Genomic DNA, 20,480 nt, shown 5'->3' on the forward strand with positions numbered 1-20,480 from the left:
CGAAAATTGGGGTAGGCGTTAGGCTCTCCGGGTCCGCGCTTTTAGGCGGACACGCGGGAACGGCCGCGGCCGCGGTTGCGGCGACGCTTGAGGGCGCGGCGCTCCTCTTCAGACAGGCCGCCCCAGACGCCGGCATCGAGGCCGGACTCGAGTGCCCAGTTGAGGCAGGAAGAAGCAACGGGGCAGCGGTTGCAGACCAGCTTGGCCTTAGCGATCTGGGTAAGAGCAGGGCCGGAGTTACCTACTGGGAAGAACAGCTCTGGGTCTTCGTCGCGGCAAACGGCTTCGTGGCGCCAATCCATGATTGATATCTCCTAACAAATTTTTGACAGCAGTAAATACGAGCGCAATCCGTGCGGGGCAGGAAAGCACCTTGATTTTTAGGTGGTGTGTGAACTGGTCTGCTAGCAGTGGGGCCCGGTCTCGAGGTCGGGCCAGCGTCGCCGCCGCCTATGGTTCACGGTGTTGTTGCCTGAAGTTTCCTCCAGGTTAAGAAGAGGTTTACGCCCTCTTTCTTTTTGCTACTAGAGAATCATGACATGTTTACCCGATCGCCGCTAGGGTTAAAGGCTAAATTGTGGTTAACATCACGCAAATAGGCGCAGTGTGGGGGCCATAAATGTCAAAATCAAATTTTAAAGAAGCCTGTGAGAATCGCCGTGAGCTGCAGCTATAGGTGCTATGTTGTGAGTGTGGTGAGGGAGAGACCGTCAAATCTCCCAGTTCAGCCCCCTGCCCCCGCGCCACTGCAGGCAGCATCGAGGCCCGCCGTGGGTGGCACAGAAAAAATCCGCGCCGGATTAGTAGACTGTGGCTTTGTGTCTAAGCAGAACAAACGCCAGGTAAATAAACAGCAGCGAGATAAGGCGGCAGCGCCCGCAGCGGCACCGGATAGTGCCCCGCAGTCGGTGCTGATAGGCGCTGGCATTGCCACGGTGCAATCCATCGCGGTTATTTGTTTTGGTATTTTCCTCATCGTGCGCGAAGCGATGGGCGCGGAAAATGACTCTATGGTTTCTGATTCCGGATCAGGAAGCTTTGTGGGGCTTGGCACCGCCATCTTTATCTTCATCGTCTTTGGTTTCGTCATCGCAGGCGCCTGGGCCATGGTGAAGGGAAAGCGATGGGGAAGAGGTGCCGTGGTCCTCGTAGAGCTCATCTTGGGCGCGAGCGCGTTTCAAATGTATAGCGGTGGATCCCCGGTACTGGGGACTATCACCCTGTTAAGCGCGGTTGCGGTGCTTTATCTCTTGATGTTTAGGCGCGAGTCCTCGGAGTGGGCCGCCTCGAATTTCTAAGGGTCACTCGCGTTTGGGCCATTCGCGCGGGAGCAGCGAGTGGCACTCGCTTAGTCGCTGCTGAGGCCAACGACGGTATCGCCGCGGGTTTCTACAATGGTCTCGCCCGCCAACGTGAGGTGGACAGGACCGCGGTAATCTCCGCGGTCGACGGCAATTTCGCGCAGTACCTCCCCGGTAGACCAGTCCACCACTGATATGCCCTTTTCGGTGGGCATCAGCATGCGCCCAGCTACTGAAATCGGGGTGCCGATGGCGCCGTCAATGACGTGATCGATCCGCAAATCACTGGGCGTTAAAAGGTAGAGGCGCTGCCCATCAAACCACGTCATATGGTGCGGGAGATCCGCAACGGCCGGGGCGAAAGGGCTTGTGCCGGAATCGATGGCGTCGGAAGGCTTTACTGGGGTAGAAGAAAGCTTGTCGCCCTCGTTGTTATAGGACTCAATGCGGGGTTCTGGGCCGGGGATATAGACCGCGGCGGCGTCTTGGCCCACCGCGATAAGCCGCGCCCCATCGCGATCGACGGAGACATCCGCGTCCATTTCTGGTTCCCGGGAGTCCTCCGGGGTGGTGGTTTGAAACCTTAACCAGGTGGTGTGAGGTTCCTCCGGGCACGATTCCGTCAGCGCGAGATTCTCGGTACGCGTCAACGCCGAAGAAATGGTGCACTCCTCGTGCGGTTGCTTCTGTGCCTCCTGCTTGGCCTCCACGTCGCCGTATTCCACGGTGCGCACGAGATCTGAGCGCCATAGATCGATTCGCCCGGCAGAAACGGTCCCTACCCGGTCATTGGATTGCACGGGTACAACATCCGGGGAATTAATAGCGCTGCGGGTGGAGTCATATTCGCCCGTCGCCGCATCGATGGCAACCGTATCCCCGCAACCCACGCCCGTGCGATAGGTGGCAACCACCTTGCCCCAGGCGGTCGATAGCGAGCAGATCTCGGCATCACTGCGGGAATAGGTCCAAGCCGTGGAACCGTCGCCATTGGTGGCAGTGAGCACATCGCCATCGTGGCTAATGCTCAACCCGTGGGCGGAAATGGCGCGGTATTGGCCGGGTACGGGCTGGATGGGCAGGCTGTAGGCAGTGGTGAGGGAGGAGGGGATATCGGCAAGCACAGCGGCATCGCTTTCCCCAGGAACGGCCTCTTGGTGCAGGTCAGCCTGGTGGATATTGGCCGTGGCGACCGCCCCGCCCACCGCGATGGCGCAGATAGCGCCGATGATGCCGGTGGCCTTCCAATCTGCCGCGGTTGCCCGCAAGATGGGGGCCTTAGTCATCGGCGCCCTCCTCGGGGCGTGCCCTTGCCGCGCCGAGCTCCGGAACGGGACCGCGACCGCGACTGGGACCGGGATTGAGCCTGTCCCGCGGACCGCTTATGCGCCGGAAGCTGGCCAATCACGTTGGTGGCAGGTCCCACCTTTTCCTGCACACCAGCGGGGATGGACAGCGCCTGGGCAAGCTCCGGCGAGGTGGAAAACCACTGTGGTGGCGTGGCCGTATCTAGGCCTAACTCATCGTTGATGACCCGCCATTTGGCCAGCTCATCGTAGCCAACGAGGGTGACGGCGGTGCCGGTATGCCCAGCGCGGCCGGTGCGCCCGATGCGGTGGATAAACGTCATGGGATCATCGGGAACCTGGTAGTTGATGACGTGGGTGACATCATCGACGTCGATGCCGCGCGCGGCGATATCAGTGGCGACGAGGATGTCCACCTCGCCCGAGCGGAAGGCCTGCAGGGACTTCTCCCGGGACTTTTGGCCCAAGTCACCGTGCACGGCACCGACGTGGAAGCCGCGCTCAGCAAGGTCATCGGCCAATTGCGCCGCCGAGCGTTTAGTGCGGGTAAAGATGATGCTGCGCCCCCGGCCCTGGGCCTGCAGGATATGCGCGATGACCGCCACCTTATCCATGCGGTGGGCCTGAAAGGTGACCTTGCGGGTGGTTTCGTGCGTGACCTCATCCGCCTCCGATTCGGCCCGAATGTGTACGGGCTTATGCATGAACTGGCGCGATAGGTTCAAGATTGCGCCCGGCATGGTGGCAGAAAACAGCATTGTTTGGTGCGCATTGCCATCGAGTGCTTCCAAAATGGCCTCTATGGAAGGCAAAAATCCCAGGTCCAGCATCTCGTCGGCCTCATCGAGCACCACGATGGCGACGTGGCGCAGGACCAGATCGCCGCGCTCATGCAGATCGAGCAGGCGGCCTGGCGTGCCGATGACCACGTCGACGCCGCGCTGGAGGAGCTTAATTTGCTCCTCATAGGGGCGCCCGCCGTAGATAGCAGCGAGGCGGACCGGCAGGTGCGCGGCCGCGTCCTGCAGATCAGCGGTGACCTGCTGGGCTAGCTCGCGGGTGGGCACGACGATGAGAGCCCGCGGCGTCCCATCCGGTGGGGCAATATCCGCGTCATCAAAAACGCGATCGAGCAGCGGTACGCCAAAGCCAAAGGTCTTGCCCATGCCGGTGCGCGCCTGGCCAATGAGGTCTTGGCCATTGAGCGCAATGGGCAGGGTTAATTCCTGGATTGCAAAGGTTCGCGCGATGCCACGGTCAGCGAGCCCATCGCAGATTTCGGCGGCGACGCCGAGTTCCGCGAAGGTCGGTGGCTGGGTTTTTATGACAGACACACCTTGATAGTAGCCGGGATGGTTATAGTGGGGCCATTGGCATGTAAAACTCTCGTTAGAGGAGGATAATTTTTATGGATATCAAGTTTGGTTTTGCAGATACCCCGCGCGAGCTGATCATTAGCACCACCGGCGAGCAGGCGGAGCTGACGAAAAAGATTAATAGCGCCTTGGCGGAAAACTCCACGTTGGAGCTAGAAGATGACAAGGGCCGCAAGTACCTCGTGCGCACGGACCGCGTGGTGTACGTCGAGGTTGGTGCCGCGAAGAAGCAATCTGTCGGTTTCGCCGGCGCCTAAGCTTGGGGCTTTCTAAAGGTTTGCTAATTCAGTGTGTGAATAAGCAACCGGGTATCCTCAATGCCTATGGAAAGTAGGCAGAATCGCAAGGCTCAACAGGGCCATAGGCGAATTCCGGATCACCCGAACCCGGTGGTCCGGTTCGCCCACCGCTACGGCTGGTGGCGTGTGGTGGCTATCCCTGTGATGGTGCTGCTTACCGTCTGGGTGATTGTGGATATCGCGTCTGGCTCTTCGGCCGATGACAATGGCGATGCATCCAGCGCGGAGACTACCGCCGCCACTCCTACCCACGAAGATCTCACGGGCCCGGATCCCGCAAATGCGGAGGCGGTAGAGCGCGAGATGAGTGAGATGCCCCCTGGAAGTGACTTCACCAAAAAGGGCAAGGGCACTTTCCACGCAATCGGCCGCCCCGGTGCTGTAGCCGGTGAAGGCGGCGAGAAGAAGGTCCGCTATTCCATCGAGGTAGAAGATGGACTTAATACCGCTCCCTACGGCGGCGATGATGCCTTTGCCGCAATGGTGGAGGCAACCCTTGCGGATCCACGCGGGTGGACCGCCCAAGGTGACTTCGAATTCGAGCATGTCGCCTCCGCTGATAATCCCGATACCCGCATCCAGCTGACCTCATTAGGTACGGCCGCGGAGCGGTGTGGCGAGAAGATCGAAACGGAAACCTCTTGCCATACAAAGTTCACCGGCGAATCCACCACCATCATTAATGAAGCGCGGTGGGTGCGCGGGGCCACGCCCTTTGAGGGCGATTTGGGCAATTACCGCCAATACGTCATCAACCACGAATTGGGCCACGCCATTGGCTATGCCTCCCACCAGCAATGCGGCGGCGAGGGCAAATTGGCCCCGGTGATGATGCAGCAGACGCTGAGCTTGAACAATAAACAATTGCATGACCGCAATCCCAAGGAGGTCTATCCTGATGAGGATGTGACCTGCGAGCCTAACCCGTGGCCATATCCCAATCCGGAGCACAAGGATCCCCACCAACCCCAATAAGGAGTACTGGATGCCGCTTCCCCCAGAGCATGTTTTAAGCGCCTTCCATGCAGAAACCGGAGCGACTGGGTCGCGCCGGGCCCAAGGCGATCAGCTGGGCCCAGTATGGGATAACGGCATCAAGGTGGGCGACGTTGTCTACTCCCAGGCCGGCCCTTTCGCGGCGTGGTCTGCCAAGGTGCGCGAAAGGCTCAGCGTGCCGGGCGCGCGGGTATCGCGGCCGGTTCTCGCGAGCGACGGGCGCCATACCGCGGCCGGGTGGAAGGCGACGCAGTTCCTTCCCGGCGAGGTCACCGGGCGCATCGATGAAGCGGCGCAGACGGCCTTGCGCTTGGACGATGCCATGGCCAATGCACCTGCGCCGCCGGGTGCGCACCGCGATGATGCCTTTGCCCGCGCGGAGCGCACCGCCTGGGCGGAGACGGGGGAGGCCTACGATAAGGCCGCGCTTGCCGATGTCCCCTTGGTCACCGCTCATACCGCTCTGCTGACCACCACGGTCTTTTATGGCGCGCACCCACCGGGAATCGTGGATCTCGTGCCGAGCCAATCTGCCCGCCCGGCGGGGTGGAGCGCAGCGCTCGTGATCGTGGACGGTTTGATCGCACAGGTGGTAGATGATGATATCTGCCAGCGGTTTGGCCACGTGCCGGGCATGCAGGAGCTTTTGCTGCGGGCGGTGTCTTACCGCCGGCATATCAATGATCTGAATCCGCGGTCGCGCTCGAATGTGCGTTCTAATATTGAGCGGGTAGAACAGTTTCTTGTGTCTAGGGCATCTGCGATACTGGGGCGGTGACTTACAATCCCCATTCCACCGCCCGCGCGGGAGTGGTCTTACCGCCGTCGCCCGAGGTACGACTCATCGCCCGCACCCCGTCCGCATACGCTCGTTCCTGGCCTGTTGAGCTGCCGGAAACCGGTACCTGGAAGGTAACCGGCACCGCTGGAACCGGCGTATCCAGTTTTCTTATCGATACCGTCATTCATGCCCTCGACCGCGCCCAGGAGACGGGGGCAGATCCCTCCGGCATCCTCGTTGTCGCCGCCTCCAAGGAATCCGGCGCCCGCCTGCGCCGCGAGCTTTCGGAACGCCTCGAAGATTATGCGGCACAATCCTCCATGGTCCGCTCCATCCACTCCTTGGCCTTTGCCCTTCTGCGCAGTGCAAGCGACGAGGAATTGCGCCTTATTACCGGCGCGGAACAAGATGCCGTTATCCGGGAATTGCTCGAAGGCCACGCTGAATCCGGCCACGGCGACTGGCCAGAGGAAGTCCGCCCCGCCCTTGAGTACGTAGGCTTTGCCCGCCAACTGCGCGATTTTCTTTTGCGCTCCATTGAACGAGGACTTAGCCCCGCGGATTTAGAGAGCCTCGGAGCTAAGTACGGCCGCGGTATGTGGAGTGCTGCCGGTACGTTCCTGCGCGAATATGAACGCGTCCAAGCCCTATCCGGGGCGCATTCCTATTCCGCGGCCGAGTTAGTCAACCAAGTCTTGCTGCGCCCAGAACTTACGAGTTCGCACCCGTGGCACACCATCGTGGTCGATGATGCCCAGCTATTAGATCCCACCGCGGGCAAGCTCATCTCCCGCCTGGCGCCCGATGCACAATTGCTGGTCATCGGCGGCGATGCGGACCAATCCGTCTTTGCCTTCCGCGGTGCGAATTCGCAGTTCCTCGAGGAATTTCCCGCGGAGAACTCCGTCGAGCTTTCGCAGCCGCACCGCAGCGGATCTCCGGCCTGCGTTTCCATCGTGGATTCTGAGGGCCGCCTGCGCGATGTGGTGGCAGATACCGTGCGCCGCCGCCATTTGGACGATGGCGTGCAGTGGCGCGATATCGCCGTCATCGTGCGCTCAACGGCGGATATTGGCCAGATGCGCCGCACCTTGCTGGCCGCCGGTGTACCCGTGCATATCAGCCCAACCGACGTGATTTTGGCAGAACAGCGCCTAGTATCCGCCATGCTCCTTGCCCTGCGCGCCTTGGAAGAAGACCTCAGCAATGCAGAGCTTGAGGAATTGCTTACTGGGCCCGTGGGCGGGTCGGATCCCGTCACCCTGCGCCGCCTGATTCGCGGTTTGCGCCGGTGGGCGCCCGATACGCGCGGCATGGATAGCCTGCGCGAGCTCTTGCACGGCGAGCTACCGGACTTCAACGGACAGCTCACCGAACGCGAGTTTTCCATCCTGGAGCGCGTGCGCGCGGTACTCGCCGCGGGCCGGCAGGCCATGCAAGCCCAAGCTTCTGTGGAAGAGATCCTGTGGGAAGTATGGAGCGCTACCGAGCTGGATATGCGCCTGCAGGCATCCGCCTTGCGCGGCGGCGCCACCGGCTCCCAAGCAGACCGCGACCTCGATGCCATGATGGCGCTCTTTGACGCCGCCGGTGATTACTCCGAGCGCCGTCCCGGCTCCTCGCTGCAGTCCTTTTTAACCCACATCACCGAACAAGAACTGCCCACCGGCGTCCGCGACCGCCGCACCGCCATCCCGCAGGCCGTAGAGATCATCACTGCCCACGGTGCCGTTGGCCGCGAATGGGATACCGTCATCGTCGCCGGAGCCCAAGAAGGCGCGTGGCCCTCGCTGGGGGAGACCGGATCCATTTTTGGCCAAGAAGATCTCATCGATCTTCTGGACCGCGATATTGAGCCTGATACCCCTGTTAGCCACATTGCCTCCCGTCTGGCAGAAGAGCGCCGGCTCTTCCACGTCGCCACCACGCGCCACCGGAGCCGGTTACTCATCGCCGCGGTGGAAAACTCCAATGAGGATGCCTTTGCAGAGCCTTCCCGCTTCATCGCGGAATTTACTGGGCGCGGGGTTGATGTTCCCGGGACTATGGCGCGCCGGGAAGCCAGCCGCGCCTTGCGCGCCACCCAATTTCCCCGCGAGCTGGGCTTAGACGTTCCCGAGCCAGCACCGGTGTCCCTGCGCGATGGACTCGAGGTCGATCCCCTCGATATATCGGTGCTGTCTGTACCTTCCTTCGTGGCGCAATTGCGCCGCGTGGTCGCGAACCCAGAATCCGGCGAGGCGGAGCGGCGTCAGGCGGCCCGGCAGCTGGCGCGTTTAGCGCAGGCGGAAATCCCAGGCGCCCACCCAGACCAGTGGTTCTCCGCGCGCTCTGTGGCATCGCATACGCAGCTGCGCGGTAGCAAGAGCCTATCGCCATCCCGGGTCGAAGCCCTGCTCAACTGCCCGCTCAAGGCGATTGTGGGAAACTTGGCCGAAGATCCCAGCGGCGCCGAGCACCTCCTGCGCGGCACCATGGCACACGCCTTCTTGGAGGCCATCGGCCGCGGCATGGATGCGGAAAAGGCCCGCCTGCTCGTCATGGAAGCCTATGAGCTCATCCTGGACGTTCCGCAGTGGCAACTACAGAGCAAGTTGGAAGAATTCTCCCGCCTGTTAGAGCGCACGCAGCAATGGGCACAGCAATCCGAGGTTAAAAATGAACTCGCCGGGGTGGAAGTACTCGTCTACGTCGAGGTCGCCCCGGATATTCGGGTAGGTGGATTCATGGACCGCTTGATGAAGGACGGGGATGGAAATTACCTGGTCGTGGACCTCAAGACCGGCAAATCTGCAGCGACGCAGGCAGAGGCAGAAGAAAACCGTCAGCTAATGACCTACCAATTGGCCTTGTCCCGGGGCAGCTTCGACGGGCAACGCGTGCGCGATGGCGAAGGTATGCCGCGCGCGGGCGGGGTGCTTGTTTATCCCGGAAAAGATTCCAGCAAAATTACCACCCGCACACAAAGCCAGCTTACCGCAGAGGCCCTGGAAGAATTCTCCGCACTTTTGCCATCACTGGCAGCGGAGTTGCGCGGCCCGCAGCTTACCGCCCGCACCAATAAAGATTGCGATAAGTGCCCCATTCGTACCATCTGCCCAGTGCAGGAGGAAGGAAAGATGACCATCCATGCCTAAGCAGGATTTTTCCCCGGAACAAATAGCGAAAGCACTGGGCAAGGACTACCCACCCACTGAGGAACAAGCCCACGTCATCGAGGGTCCTTTTGGCCCCAAGCTCGTGGTGGCTGGGGCCGGTGCCGGTAAGACGGAAACCATGGCCTCCCGCGTGGTCTATTTGGTAGCCAATGGCTACGTGCGCCCAGAGGAAGTGCTGGGGCTGACCTTTACGCGCAAGGCGGCGCAGCAGCTAGAACAGCGCATTCGCCGCCAGCTCATTCAGCTGCGCGATTCCGGGCTCATCGTCCCCGGCAGCCCCGCTGCGGAGGCGCTTAACAATATCGCACCTACCGTGGCCACCTATGATTCTTATGCCGGCGAGCTCGTGCGCGAATACGGCCTCCTGGTCCCAGTAGAGCCCTCGGCGCGCATCATCACGGAAGCAGAGCGCTTCGCCATTGCCTACGACGTGGTGAAAAACTACGGCGGCAAATTATCGGATGAAAAGACCTTGGGTTCCATTACGGAAGTCCTGCTCAAGATCACCTCCGATATGGACAATTCCTTGAAGGATCCGGATGATATCGCCGAATTCGCACGGGATTTTCGCGCCGATATAGACAACCTGGAAAAGGCCCCGAGGACGAAGGGCGAGTATTCCAAGGACCTGCAGAAGTACATCAATGTCCAGGATCTACGCGTGCAGTACGTGCCTTTGATCGAGGAACTCAAGCGCACGCAGGCAGAGCAGCAGGTCATCACTTTTGGCGAGCAGATGTCTGTGGCAGCGCGCCTTGCGCAAGAGCACCCGGCGGTGGGCAAGCAACAGGCGCAGCGCTACCGCGTGGTCATGCTGGATGAATATCAAGATACGTCTTATGCCCAGCGCGTACTCCTGCGCAGCCTCTTTGGTGGGGAACACAAGGACATTTCCGTGACCGCGGTGGGCGATCCCATGCAGGCCATTTACGGCTGGCGCGGGGCTACCTCAGAAAACCTCACCGCGTTTGTGGAGGATTTCCCGCAAGCCGATGGCACGCCTGCTCCCAAGGATCAGCTGACTACCTCGTGGCGCAACCCGTCGGGTGCCTTGGAGCTGGCCAACTCGGTGGCGGCCGGGGTCTTTGGGGGCGGCCCGCGGCCCGTCGATGAGCTGCACGCGGCCCCGCACAAGGGCGAAGGCGAGATTGAGCTGGGCTATTTCGCCAGCGAAGATGAGGAACACGAGTTTATTGCGCAGAAATTAAAGCAGCAGTGGGATGCGCGCGAGGGCGATGGCTTTCGCGCAGCGGTGCTGGTGCGTACCAACCGGCAAACCGCGGCCATTGCAGCAGCCTTGGATGCCGTCGATGTCCCCAATGAAATCAATGGCCTGGGTGGACTGCTGTGGCAACCGGAAATCCAGGACCTCGTAGCGCTGGCGACCATGCTGGTGCGGCCGGAAGACGCGCAAGCGGCCCTCCGCATTTTCGCCGGGCCCATTTGCGGGCTGGGAATGGGCGATATTCAAGCCCTTGCCGCGCGCCAAAAGAACCTGGCGGGGGCAAAACAAGAGCGCCTGCAGTGGGAAGAGGGTATGGATCCTGAGGAGTATCTGCGCGCCCAATTAGCGCAGCTTACGGCTGAGGGCCCAGATCAAACGGTGGGGCTTGCCGATGCCCTGGCGGACCTCGGCGAGCGCGACCGCTATACCCCGCAGGGCTTGGCGCGCATGGAAGAGGTATCTGCCAAGCTGCGCTACCTGCGCACCTACTCGCTATCCAAGCCTTTAAGCGATCTCTTTGCGGACATCGAGGCCATCTTCAATATCCGTACCGAGGTCCTTGCCCGCGGCAGCGCCGGGGGAGCCACCCACCTAGATAAATTCGCCGATATCGTCGCCGGATTCCACGGGGATTCCCTGTATGCGCTCCTAGATTATTTGGAGCTCGCACGCGAGCATGAAGATGGCCTTGAGCTCGGGGAGGTGCCCGCCTCAACGGATCGCGTACAAATCATGACCGTGCATAAGGCCAAGGGCCTGGAGTGGGAACACGTCTATGTCGTGCACGCTGACTCTTCGAGCTATAAGGCCCAAGCAGAGACCTTTTTGTCCAAGATCGAAAAGGTGCCCGGTGACAATGACTACATCGAGGTCTCACCGGATGCGGTTACCCGCTCAGAATTCGAAAAAGCCTGCAAGGCATTCTTGGATGATGACCGCGCGCATAACGCGGAGGAAGCGGCTCGCCTGTTTTATGTGGCCCTCACCAGAACCGAGTCCACGTTGACCGTTACCGGCTCCGGCACGAATAACCGGACGGGCAAGGCTAAGAAGGGCCCGTACGAGTACCTCGAAAGGCTAAAAGAAACCTTCCCCCAGTACGTAGGGGAATGGACGGTGCCCGAAGAGCCGGTGGAAACCTCGGCTCATGCGGCAGAAAGTGGGCTCTTCCCGGCCCTTGAAGCAGATCCGGATTCCCTAGCCGGCGCGGATGCGGTCCTAGCCGCGATGGAGGACCTTCCTGAGTTAAGCCACGGCGAGACCTTCGAGTTGTGGGAACAGGATGCGGGCGCGCTCATTGAGGAATACAAGTCCTTGCAGCAACCGGTTGTGGATGTGGAACTTCCCAGTGAACTTACCGCTTCTGACATGGTGGCCCTGGGCAGCGATCCGCTACAGTTTGCGCGCCGGCAACGCCGCCCCGTGCCGTTTAAGCCCAATTCCTATGCCAAGCGGGGTACCGCCTTCCACGCGTGGCTGGAAGAGCGCTTTGGCAGCCCCGCGCTGCTAGGGGAAGAGGAATTGCCGGGCATCGATGAGCCGGAGGATTTCGATCTGGAAGAGCTTAAGGAATCTTTCCTGAATTCCGAGTGGGCGCAGCGCCAGCCGGACTTTGTGGAGGCGCCGTTTGAAATTACCATCGGCAGCGCGGTGGTGCGCGGGCGAATGGATGCCGTCTTCCGCTTGGCAGATGACACCTGGATGGTGGTGGATTGGAAGACCGGGCGGCCGCCGAAGGGTACTGCCATGGAAGCGGCGAAGATTCAGTTGGCGGTCTATGCCGAAGCCTGGCGGCGCATCCACGGCGGCGATAAAATCCGCGCCGCTTTCCATTACGTTCACGATGGTTATACTTTTGAGCCAGATACTTTAGCCCAAGGTGAGGAGCTGCGTAGCCTGCTTGAATCGTCAGTAGCAGGCCACTAGGGCTAAGGTATGGGGACGGAACGCGGACGATGAATGGATAGTTGCGTCCCCGTATAACCGGCGGAATCAAAAATCGATCCAGAAAAGAAGGCTGGGCCAGTGGCCAAAAAACATGCGAAGGTGCTCAAAGGGCGTATTAAACAGCGCTTTTTGCCGCAGGTCGAGTTGTCCTCGCAACCTGATCACGCGCTCCTTGATGTCATCACTGTGCCCAAGGATCAAAACGCCAGCCCGTGGCGCCAGTTGGCCAAACGCGCGCTGTGGGCATTTGGCATCCTCATCTTTGTCACCATCGTGGTGTACTTAGACGGTGAGGGCTATAGCGAGGACATGTCGCTTTTGGATTCCTCCTACTATGCCGCCGTCACGCTGACCACCGTGGGGTATGGCGATATCGTTCCGGTTACGGAGCAATCGCGGTTTATCAACCTCGTACTTATTACCCCAGCCCGCCTCGTCTTCCTTGTGCTGTTGGTTGGTGCGACGCTATCCGTGCTCACGGACAAGGCCCGCCGCACCTTTGAAATCCAGAACTGGAGAAAGCAATTGCGTAACCACACCGTCGTTATCGGCTATGGAACGAAGGGCGCTGGGGCAGTCGCCGCGCTCTTGGCAGATGACGTGCCCACCTCCCAGATTGTGGTCATCGATAATAACCGCGCCTCGCTGGCTCATGCGGAACACCATGGGCTGGTCACCATCTTTGGCTCGGGCACCAAGCAGGACGTGCTTAAGATCGCCGGGGTGGAGCACGCAAACTCCATTGTGGTCACCCCGTCCTCGGACGATACCGCGGTGCTGTGCTGCCTATCCGTGCGCGAGCTTGCCCCCAAGGCCAAGATTGTGGCCTCGGTGCGCGAGTCCGAAAACCGCCATCTCTTGCTCCAATCCGGTGCAGATTCCGTGGTGACGTCTGCAGAGACCGCCGGCCGTCTGCTGGGGCTTGCCACCGTGACCCCCACCGTGGTGGAAATGATGGAGGACCTGCTTTCTCCTAACGAGGGCTTTTCCGTATCAGAGCGCGCCGTGCGCGAGTTCGAGGTTGGTTCCAACCCGCGCCACCTGGCGGATATCGTGCTCGCGGTGCTGCGCAATAACGAACTTCACCGCGTTGATACCGCTGATGCCTCCGCACTGAAACCGGGCGACCGCCTGCTGTATATCAAGCATGACTTGGAACAACCCGTGGAAGTGCAAGATGAGGACGAGGAGGATTAATTGTATTTGCCCGTAACGCACACGGGTCTAGTGCCTGCCACCGCGAGCGGGGATGCCGCGTTGGTGGAGCAATTGCCGGAGAGCGTGGGGACACCGGAGATGGTGGACATCGGCACGCTGCACGTTTTTGCCTGCCCGGAAGCAATTGCGCGGCGGATGGGGCAGTTGCAACCTGCGACCTTTTTCGCCGATGATTCCCTCGTCATGCAGGCCATTGCCTTGATTCGCAACCGGCTGGAGCAACGCTTCGATCCGCGCACGGGCCACCCGTTGGACTATCCCACGCCGGGTATTATTGGCCGCGATCCGCAGGATTCGCGCCGCATGGTGTTTCCGCGCCTAGACCCGGCGGTTATCGGGCTCATTGAACTCAAGGGCGAGGAGCAGATTTTGCTGGCGCGCAATCGCGGGCGCAATAGCTTCTTTTCCTTGATCGCCGGATACGTGGAACCGGGAGAGACCATTGAGGCCGCCTTTGCCCGCGAAACCATGGAGGAAACCGGGCGGCGCATTGAGAATCTTCGCTACTGGGGATCCCAGCCGTGGCCGCCGAGTGGCTCGCTTATGCTGGGCTTTCACGCAGAGACATCGGATGTCCAGCCCACCTGCCATACTGATGGGGAACTGGAAGAAATTCGTTGGGTGACCCGCGCCGAGCTGCTTGAGCTCCCGTTGGCCACCGCGGGTTCTATCGCACACACGATGATTATGGAGTGGTATCACGGTGAATAAGCCGGATTTGTCCCTGCTGGATGAGGATCAACGCCGCGCGGCCACCGCCCCGCGCGGGCCGGTGTGCATTTTGGCGGGCGCGGGCACCGGTAAGACGCGCACCATTACCTATCGCATCGCCAATATGGTGGATCAAGGGTTCGTAAACCCCCAGCGCGTTTTGGCCGTGACCTTTACCGCGCGTGCGGCAGGAGAAATGCGGGATCGCCTGCGCATGATGGGCGTTGCTGGCGTGCAAGCCCAAACCTTCCACGCGGCCGCGCGGCGGCAGCTGAAGTATTTCTGGCCGCAGGTCGCAGGCGATCTGCCGTGGACTCTATTGGACAATAAATTCCCGCTGGTAGCCCGCGCGGTGCGCTCGGTGGGGCTGGATAATTCCAAAGACATGATCCGTGACGTGCTGGCGGAAATCGAATGGGCGAAATCCGCACTGGTCAGTGCGGAGGACTATGAGAGCGTCATCGCGGAAACGGATCGCACCGCCCCGGCCGATGCCGCCAAGGTGGCCGAGGCCTTCCGGCGCTACGAGAAGGCCAAGGCTACGCCGGATATGATGCATTTGGACTTCGATGATCTGCTCATGCACATCGCTGGCGCCATCGAGAACGTCCCGGCCATTGCGGAGACCTTCCGCGAGCAGTACCGCACCTTCGTCGTTGACGAGTACCAGGACGTCACGCCCCTGCAGCAGCGCGTGCTGAATGCTTGGCTGGGCGATCGCGATGATCTCACCGTGGTGGGCGATGCCAACCAGACCATCTATTCCTTCAATGGCGCATCGCCGGAGTACCTGTTGAATTTTTCGCGCAGCTATCCGGACGGGACCATCGTCAAGCTGCAGCGCGACTATCGCTCTACGCCGCAGGTCACGGACCTGGCTAATCGGGTCATCGGCAAGGCTACGGGGCGCGCGGCGGGCACCCGCTTGGAGCTGCAGGGCATGCGCGAGCCTGGGCCGGAGCCGACGTTTAAGGCCTACGAGTCCGAGGAAAATGAGGCGCAAGAGGTGGCCGGGCAGGTGCTGACCCTGCTCAACCAGGGCGTGCCGGCCTCAGAGATTGCCATCTTGTACCGCATTAACGCCCAGTCGGAGCAGTTTGAGCAGGCGCTTGCCGATGCCGGAGTGGTCTACCAAGTCCGCGGCGGTGAAGGTTTCTTCCGCCGCCCGGAGATTCTGGAGGCCATTCGCGTGCTCATTGCCGCCACGCGCCGCGATGATTTGCCGGAGGACCCCGTGGCGATTGCGCGGGCCGCCTTCGTCGAGCTTGGGCTCAGCGCCACCGAACCGCAGGGCGCGCAGGCCCGCGAGCGCTGGCAATCGCTGAACGCGCTGGTGGGATTGATTGAGAAGATCGTGGAATCCACCCCGGGCATCGATCTCAACGGGGTGCTGGGTGAGCTGCGCCGCCGCTCTACCGATAAGCAAGCCCCCGCCATGGAGGGCGTTACTCTCGCTACGGTGCACGCGGCAAAGGGCTTGGAGTGGGACGCCGTCTTCCTCGTCGGACTGAGCGAAAAGCTCATGCCCATCAACCACGCCATTAAGGCGGGTAACGAGCAGATCGAGGAAGAGCGCCGCCTGTTTTATGTAGGCATTACCCGCGCCCGCGAGCACCTAGCCCTGTCGTGGGCATTGGCGAAGACCGCCGGTTCCAGGGCCTCCCGGGAGCGCACTCGGTTCCTCGACGGCATCGCGCCAGGCGTGGAATCGGCTGCGGGAAGTGGGCGCTCCCGTCGCCCGAAGCGCTGCCGCGTATGCAGCGGTGTTCTAGAGACCCCAGCGGAAAAAGTCATTGGCCGGCATGAAGACTGTGAGGGCAATGGCGATGACGAGGTCTTTTCCGCATTGCGCTCGTGGCGGGCGCAGGTGGCCCGTGAGGAAAAGGTTCCGGCCTATGTCATCTTTACGGATGCCACGCTGCAGGCCATCTCGGAAGAGTTGCCGGCAGATGAGGCGGAGCTGCTGTCCATTTCCGGAATAGGGCCCAATAAGCTGGAGCGCTACGGCGAGCAAATCCTAGAGGTCATTCGCTCTGTGCGGGTGTAGCCAGGTTGACCTTGCCGCCGAAGCACACCGGGCACCGCGGATGGGCGATGGCCGTGCGCTGCTGGTGGCGGCCGTAGACGTCTACCTCCCATTGTTGGCCTGGGCGCGAAAATGAGGTTGGCGCGCCTGGCGGGAGGGGGCGTTTGCTTAGGCGGCGGATCACCACCTGTGCTTGGGCCGCTACCGCATCGATGACCAGCTTTTCTGGCTGCCTGCGCACGCTGGTGAGCTGGGAGGCAATGGTGCTCCACTGCGGATCCGCATCCACGCGGAATAAGTGAATGCACAGCGGGCAGGGGCCTTGCCCTTCCACACGCAGGGGCCCGATGATGCCGCGGTTATCTTGTAAGGAAATGGGCAGCCAGGTTGTCGGGGTGCCGGCAAGCGCATTGGCGCAATCGATGGGGCAGTGGAGCTGGTCGATGGCAAGCACCGTAAAAAGCCCATCGAGGTCGTGGATATAGGAAAAGATATTGTCCTCATCAAGGGGGATGCGCACCGTATATCCATCTGCTGCCAAGCGGGCGCGCAACTCCAGAGCAAGCGGGGATTCACCCAGCATGATGATGGTTTCATGCTGCTCGGGATGTGGTGGCTGGGGCCAGAGGATGCCATAGTCCAGAGCATCATCGATGAGGCTGCTGGCGGCGGCGCTATCCAAGCCGGCCGCTTCCAACCGCGCCGCCAATTCCCCGGAATCGACCGGCTGATGGGCCGTGGCAAAAGCGCGGGCCACACCTTGCGCATTGCCCGTATCCGCCACCGCCACCCGGGTGGCGTCCATCCCAAATTGCACCACGGAATCCTCGCGGCAAAATACGCCACACCCTGGAGCTAATGTCACACGTTGAGCCGTGCCTTGTGAGGCAGTCACTGGTTTTCCCCTCGATTCCCTTTTTATCACCCCGAATACGGCATATGTGCCGCATGTGCGTCCATTGCACCACAGGTACAATGGCCTGTCATGTCGAGCACGCAACCACCAGGACGTACCCACCCTGAGGTCAAGGTTATCCGCTCTGCGCGGCGGCGAAAGTCCGTGCAGGCGCGCATGGTGGCCGGGGTATTAGAAGTGCGCATTCCGGCCTGGATGTCCGCCTGCGAGGAAAACGAGGCGGTACAGGACATGCTTGCGCGCTTAGAAAAGAAAACCGGTGGTGCGGCGAAGACCGATGCGGCGCTCCTCCAGCGCGCCGAACAGCTCAACGCACAGTACCTGGACGGGCGTGCATGGATTGGGTCCATCCGGTGGGTGAGCAATCAAAATGCGCGGTGGGGTAGTTGTACTACCTCCACCGCGGATATCCGGCTGAGCAACCGCTTACAGCAGGTGCCGGATTATGTGTTGGATTCGGTCATCATCCATGAGTTGACCCATACCTTCATCCCGCGTCATGGGCGCGAATTCTGGCAGTGGGCCGATAGGGCACCCCACGCCGAGCGGGCCAAGGGCTACCTTGAGGCCTACCAGCGCTGGGGCGGTTAGCGCGAGCTACTTATCCTCGCCGCCGTTGTCCTTTTCGGAGCTGTTGTCGCCGTCGTCCGCGTCGTCGCTGCTCTGCGCGTCCTTGTCTTCTGCAGAATCCTTGTCCTCTTCGGACTTGCTTTCGGAGTCCTCGCCGGAGCCCTCGCCGTTTTTGAGCATCTCTTCGAGCTTGGCAAATTCTTCCTCGAAGCCCTCATCCGGCTCATCATCCAAGAGGGAATCGATGAAGGCGGCCGGGTTATCGAGGTGCTCTGCGGTGGGCAGGAAGTCTGGGTGGTCCCAGGCCTTATCGCGCTTTTCGGCACCTACGGCCACGGTGGCGCGGCGCCACAGCTCGGCGGCCTCGGTGACCTTGGGGGCGTTGAGCTCGATGCCCACGACCTTGCTAAAGGCCCGCTCGGCAGACCCGCCGGTGCTGCGGCGGTGTGCCCAGGCCTCAGTGAGCTTGGAGGTGGAGGGGATGCGCTCGCCCAAGGCCTCGCTTACGACGTGCTCGGCCCAGCCCTCGACCAAGGCCAGCAGGGTTTCCAGCCTGGAGGCGGCGGCGGTGTTCTTGGAGGTAACCCGCGGAGAGAGATCCATTCCCTGCAGTTTGCTCATGGCTTCCTGGATGGCCTGCGGGTCGCCGGATTCCAGGTTCAGCTCGCGGGCGAGCTCTTCAATGTGGGAGGTATCAATGACCAAGCCGATGGCGTATTCCTCCACGGAGGAGACGATGCGCTCTACCAGCCACGGCACGTGCTTAAACAGGCGCTGGCGGGCGGCCTCGCGCGCGGCGATATAAACCAGTACCTCTTGGCCCGGAACGTTGAGCTCGCGCGCGACCTTCTGAATGGTATGCGGCAAAAGCGCCACCGTATTGGCCGGGGCGATGGGCAGGCCAAAATCGGAGCCGGTCAGTGCCTGGCTGGCCAGATCGCCCAGGGCGTGGCCTAGCTGCATGCCGAAATTCATGCTGGACATCTGGCCCATCATCTTGGTCATCGGGCCCATCATTTCGCGAGCCTCTTCCGGCATGGATTCCAGCTGGGCATCATTCATGTGCTGGGCCACGGGGGTGACCATGCGTTCCCAGGCGGGCATGGTTTCTTCCAGCCACTGCTTGGAATCCCATGCCTGCGTGGTACCGGAAGCGGTGGGGAGAATAGAGGCATCGTCAAGCCAGAGCTCCGCCAGGCGCACCGATTCTTCTACTGCCTTGGAATCTTCCGCGCTGATGTCTTTTGACTTGGGGATCTGCTGCAGGGCGATGCGCTTGGCCATATCGTAATTGACCGGCCCGGAGTTCTGGGGCGAGTTCATGGACGAGCCCATGCCGGATAGCATCTGACCGAACTGGTTCAGCATGTCTCCGAGGCCGCCACCATTACCGCCGCCGAATGCGCCGAACGGGTTCTGGTCACGACGGCCGTCATTATCGTCGTCATCGTTATTTGGGAAAGAAAAACCGAATCCGTTGCTCATGCGCTCCAATCTACCGGCACCGTGCGGAAAGTTTCCATGATCACAGCAACGCTGACAGCGAACAGTACGCCAAAGGTTGTAGGCTATTGCTTCGTGAATTCTCCTGCTAGCCGTCGCGTCCGCACCATCGCCTGGGGTGCTATCCCCGTTGTGCTTACCGGTGCGTTGGTATCGCTTGACCATATCCCGGGCACCGATGTCTCGCTGACCGTTCCTTATGCCGCCGAAGGCCCTGGCCCCACCGTGGATACGCTGGGCGAGGTTGATGGCACCCAAGTCGTTGATGTGCAGGCGCCAAAGACCTATAAGCCCAGTGGGCACCTGAATATGACCACCGTATCCGTGCGCACCAATATGACCTTGGCGCAGGCGTTGGGGCGCTGGACGCTTACCGATGACACCCTGGTGCCCATCGATACCGTCATTCCGCAAAACATGACCGATGAAGAGGTCCAAGAATCCAATAAGCAGGCCTTTACCCAATCGGAGTCCGCGGCCACCATCGCGGCGATGGACTATTTGCACCTGCCGGTCAAAATCACCGTGGCCGAGGTCATCGAGGACGGCGCCGCTTCGGAGCACCTTAAAAAGGACGATGTCATCACCGCCGTCGATGGCACCGAGGTCACCGAGCCAAGCGAGGTCCAAGACATGATCAAGGACAAAAGCCCCGGCGATAAGGTAAAAATCAGCGTCACCCGCGGGGACAAAGAGCTCAGCGAAGAGATTGAATTGGGCGAAAACCCGCACGATAAGGGCAAGGCGTTGCTGGGAATCGCCATGCTATCGCAGCCCAAGGACGATATTTCGGTGAACTACAACCTGCAGGATATCGGCGGGCCATCAGCGGGAATGATGTTTACCCTGGCGGTCATCGATAAGCTCAGCGATGAAGACTTAACCGGCGGTACCTTCGTGGCCGGCACCGGTACCATTCAGGCCGATAGCAAGGTTGGGCCAATTGGTGGCATCGAGCATAAAATCGCCGCCGCGCACGAGGCAGGCGCTGAGCTCTTCTTGGCGCCTAAGGACAACTGTTCAGCGGCGGCCGGCAGCGACCACGGCGATATGACCATTGCGCAGGTAGAAAACCTCGACGATGCCGTGGCGGCCATGAAGGACTTTGCGGCGGGCAAAGACGTCAAGGAATGCACCTAATAAAAA

General features: G+C 61.0%; 16 protein-coding genes. 11 read left to right on the forward strand and 5 right to left on the reverse strand.

Going from position 1 to position 20,480, the window contains the following annotated elements; all coding sequences use genetic code 11:
- Nucleotides 1-41 precede the first annotated feature (41 nt).
- Entirely contained in the window at nucleotides 42-302 is a 261-nt protein-coding gene (locus CACC_RS03375) for a WhiB family transcriptional regulator (protein WP_005277545.1), read from the reverse strand.
- A gap of 516 nt (nucleotides 303-818) precedes the next feature.
- Between CACC_RS03375 and CACC_RS03380 the strand changes: the two genes are divergently transcribed.
- On the forward strand, nucleotides 819-1,298 hold the full coding sequence (locus CACC_RS03380; protein ID WP_035108363.1) for a hypothetical protein: 480 nt from the start codon (nucleotides 819-821) through the stop codon (nucleotides 1,296-1,298).
- Between the two features lie 50 nt (nucleotides 1,299-1,348).
- Here the strand turns inward: CACC_RS03380 and CACC_RS03385 are convergent, their stop codons facing one another.
- Together CACC_RS03385 and CACC_RS03390 are read right to left on the reverse strand one after the other, a co-directional pair.
- A complete protein-coding gene (locus CACC_RS03385) occupies nucleotides 1,349-2,587 on the reverse strand; it encodes an Rv3212 family protein (protein ID WP_005277547.1) in 1,239 nt (412 codons plus the stop codon).
- Nucleotides 2,584-3,942 (reverse strand): DEAD/DEAH box helicase, encoded by a 1,359-nt coding sequence (locus tag CACC_RS03390; protein ID WP_005277548.1) that lies wholly within the window; start codon nucleotides 3,940-3,942, stop codon nucleotides 2,584-2,586. Before CACC_RS03390 ends, CACC_RS03385 begins: the two co-directional genes overlap by 4 nt.
- Nucleotides 3,943-4,016: 74 nt before the next feature.
- Between CACC_RS03390 and CACC_RS03395 the strand changes: the two genes are divergently transcribed.
- From CACC_RS03395 to CACC_RS03430, 8 genes are all read left to right on the forward strand, one after another.
- Nucleotides 4,017-4,241, forward strand: coding sequence for a DUF3107 domain-containing protein (locus CACC_RS03395; RefSeq protein WP_005277549.1), 225 nt, complete (start codon nucleotides 4,017-4,019; stop codon nucleotides 4,239-4,241).
- 66 nt (nucleotides 4,242-4,307) lie between these two features.
- Nucleotides 4,308-5,258 (forward strand): DUF3152 domain-containing protein, encoded by a 951-nt coding sequence (locus tag CACC_RS03400; RefSeq protein WP_005277550.1) that lies wholly within the window; start codon nucleotides 4,308-4,310, stop codon nucleotides 5,256-5,258.
- Nucleotides 5,259-5,268: 10 nt separating this feature from the next.
- Nucleotides 5,269-6,057, forward strand: coding sequence for a hypothetical protein (locus tag CACC_RS03405; protein WP_005277551.1), 789 nt, complete (start codon nucleotides 5,269-5,271; stop codon nucleotides 6,055-6,057).
- Nucleotides 6,058-6,089: 32 nt separating this feature from the next.
- Nucleotides 6,090-9,197 carry an ATP-dependent helicase gene (locus CACC_RS03410; protein ID WP_208854187.1) on the forward strand — a complete coding sequence of 1,036 codons (3,108 nt, stop codon included), beginning with the start codon at nucleotides 6,090-6,092 and terminating at the stop codon, nucleotides 9,195-9,197.
- Nucleotides 9,190-12,369, forward strand: a complete 3,180-nt coding sequence (locus tag CACC_RS03415; protein WP_005277553.1) for an ATP-dependent helicase — start codon at nucleotides 9,190-9,192, stop codon at nucleotides 12,367-12,369. The genes CACC_RS03410 and CACC_RS03415 overlap by 8 nt, the downstream gene beginning before the upstream one ends.
- 99 nt (nucleotides 12,370-12,468) lie before the next feature.
- Nucleotides 12,469-13,587: a potassium channel family protein gene (locus tag CACC_RS03420; protein WP_005277555.1), complete on the forward strand. Its 1,119-nt coding sequence runs from the start codon at nucleotides 12,469-12,471 to the stop codon at nucleotides 13,585-13,587.
- Nucleotides 13,588-14,319, forward strand: a complete 732-nt coding sequence (locus CACC_RS03425; RefSeq protein WP_005277557.1) for an NAD(+) diphosphatase — start codon at nucleotides 13,588-13,590, stop codon at nucleotides 14,317-14,319.
- Nucleotides 14,312-16,366: an ATP-dependent DNA helicase UvrD2 gene (locus tag CACC_RS03430; RefSeq protein ID WP_005277559.1), complete on the forward strand. Its 2,055-nt coding sequence runs from the start codon at nucleotides 14,312-14,314 to the stop codon at nucleotides 16,364-16,366. The genes CACC_RS03425 and CACC_RS03430 overlap by 8 nt, the downstream gene beginning before the upstream one ends.
- On the opposite strand, the gene CACC_RS03435 is transcribed toward CACC_RS03430, so the two are convergent.
- Nucleotides 16,344-17,210, reverse strand: a complete 867-nt coding sequence (locus tag CACC_RS03435) for a hypothetical protein (protein ID WP_244262134.1) — start codon at nucleotides 17,208-17,210, stop codon at nucleotides 16,344-16,346. The two genes, CACC_RS03430 and CACC_RS03435, sit on opposite strands and share 23 nt — an antisense overlap.
- A gap of 120 nt (nucleotides 17,211-17,330) precedes the next feature.
- Here CACC_RS03435 and CACC_RS03440 point away from each other — a divergent pair, with 120 nt between their 5' ends.
- Nucleotides 17,331-17,852 carry a M48 family metallopeptidase gene (locus tag CACC_RS03440; RefSeq protein WP_035108330.1) on the forward strand — a complete coding sequence of 174 codons (522 nt, stop codon included), beginning with the start codon at nucleotides 17,331-17,333 and terminating at the stop codon, nucleotides 17,850-17,852.
- 6 nt (nucleotides 17,853-17,858) lie between these two features.
- On the opposite strand, the gene CACC_RS03445 is transcribed toward CACC_RS03440, so the two are convergent.
- Complete coding sequence (locus CACC_RS03445; protein WP_035108331.1) at nucleotides 17,859-19,316, reverse strand: zinc-dependent metalloprotease; 1,458 nt, start codon at nucleotides 19,314-19,316, stop codon at nucleotides 17,859-17,861.
- 93 nt (nucleotides 19,317-19,409) lie between these two features.
- On the opposite strand from CACC_RS03445, the gene CACC_RS03450 reads away from it, so the two are divergent.
- Complete coding sequence (locus CACC_RS03450) at nucleotides 19,410-20,474, forward strand: YlbL family protein (protein WP_034653501.1); 1,065 nt, start codon at nucleotides 19,410-19,412, stop codon at nucleotides 20,472-20,474.
- Nucleotides 20,475-20,480: the final 6 nt, after the last annotated feature.

The organism is Corynebacterium accolens, assembly GCF_023520795.1.
GTDB classification, from domain to species: domain Bacteria; phylum Actinomycetota; class Actinomycetes; order Mycobacteriales; family Mycobacteriaceae; genus Corynebacterium; species Corynebacterium accolens.